Here is a 1,169-nt window from a genome sequence, read left to right as displayed (position 1 = left end):
AGGCGCTGCTGCGGCGCGGGGACCTGTCGGTGACCGAGGTGTGCATGGCCGTGGGGTGTACGTCGCTGGGGTCGTTCAGCTCGCGGTTCACCGAGCTGGTCGGGGAGACGCCGAGCGCGTACCGGGCGCGGTCGCACGAGGAGAGCGCGGTGATCCCGCCGTGCGTGGCCCGCACGTACACCAGGCCGAAACGCCGCCGCCCTACCTAAGCTGACCGGCATGGACCTGAAACTCCACCAGTGCTTCATCGCCGTGGACGACCACGACAAGGCCCTGCACTTCTACGTCGGCGTCCTCGGCCTGGAGATCCGCAACGACGTCTCGTACGAAGGCATGCGCTGGGTGACCGTCGGCTCGCCGCTCCAGCCCGACGTCTCCGTCGTCCTCGAACCCCCGGACGCGAACCCCGACGCCTCCGCCGCCGACCGCGAGTCCCTGAACCGCCTGCTGGCCAAGGGCCTCCTGCGCGGCGCGATCTTCGCGACCCCGGACTGCGACGCCCTCGCGGCACGCGTCCGCGAGGCGGGCTACGACCTCCTCCAGGACCCCACGGACCAGCCGTACGGCGTCCGCGACTGCGCGCTGCGGGACCCGGCGGGGAACCTCCTGCGCTTCATGGAGAGGCCGGCATGAGCGGAGCGCCCGACACGAGCGGAGCGCCCGGCATGAGCGACGTCCGCTGGACCTATGCCTTCATAGACCGCCCCTCCCCGGCGTCCGCCGGCTTCTGGGCGGAGGTGACGGGCACGCGCCTGTCCGAACCCCGGGGAGACCAGGCCGAGTTCGCGACGCTCCTCCCGGCCGACGGGTACGACCCCTGCGTCAAGTTCCAGACGGTCGCCGAGGGCCCCGGCGGTGCGCACATCGACTTCTCGGTGACCGACGTCCGCGCGTTCGCCGCGCGCGCGGTGGACCTGGGAGCGCGGATGGTCGCCGACCACGCCACCTGGTCCGTCCTGCGCTCCCCCGCGGGCCAGGTCTTCTGCGCGGTCCCCTGGCACGGCGAGTCCACCCGGCCCCCGGTGCACGCCGCGAGCCGCCTCGACCAGGTGTGCATCGACATCCCCCCTTCCGCCTACGCCTCCGAAATCTCCTTCTTCACCGCGTTGCTCCCCACATGGACCTCAACGCCCAGCCGCCTCCCTGAGTTCCACGCCCTCGTCCCACCC

The 1,169-nt window shown here is 72.2% G+C and carries 3 protein-coding genes; all 3 read left to right on the top strand.

All coding sequences use genetic code 11. The features are described 5' to 3' along the window. Window positions 1–209 (top strand): helix-turn-helix domain-containing protein (locus AOK24_RS46910; protein WP_159052150.1); only part of this gene is annotated, 209 nt, incomplete at its 5' end. 10 nt (window positions 210–219) lie between these two features. Next, window positions 220–633 (top strand): VOC family protein, encoded by a 414-nt coding sequence (locus tag AOK24_RS39110; protein ID WP_055724682.1) that lies wholly within the window; start codon window positions 220–222, stop codon window positions 631–633. Continuing rightward, on the top strand, window positions 630–1,169 hold a 540-nt coding region (locus AOK24_RS39105; RefSeq protein WP_240554335.1), incomplete at its 3' end, for a VOC family protein. The genes AOK24_RS39110 and AOK24_RS39105, both read left to right, overlap by 4 nt.

The organism is Streptomyces niveiscabiei (assembly GCF_001419795.1).
In the GTDB taxonomy this organism is placed as follows: Bacteria; Actinomycetota; Actinomycetes; order Streptomycetales; family Streptomycetaceae; genus Streptomyces; species Streptomyces niveiscabiei.
Note: the sequence above shows the minus strand (reverse complement) of the source record. Positions and strands in the feature narration are given on the sequence as shown.

What these genes read in the sequence shown, in the direction of transcription:
- AOK24_RS39110 (WP_055724682.1), top strand. Translation starts at nt 220, where the DNA reads ATGGACCTGAAACTCCACCAGTGCTTCATCGCCGTGGACGACCACGAC.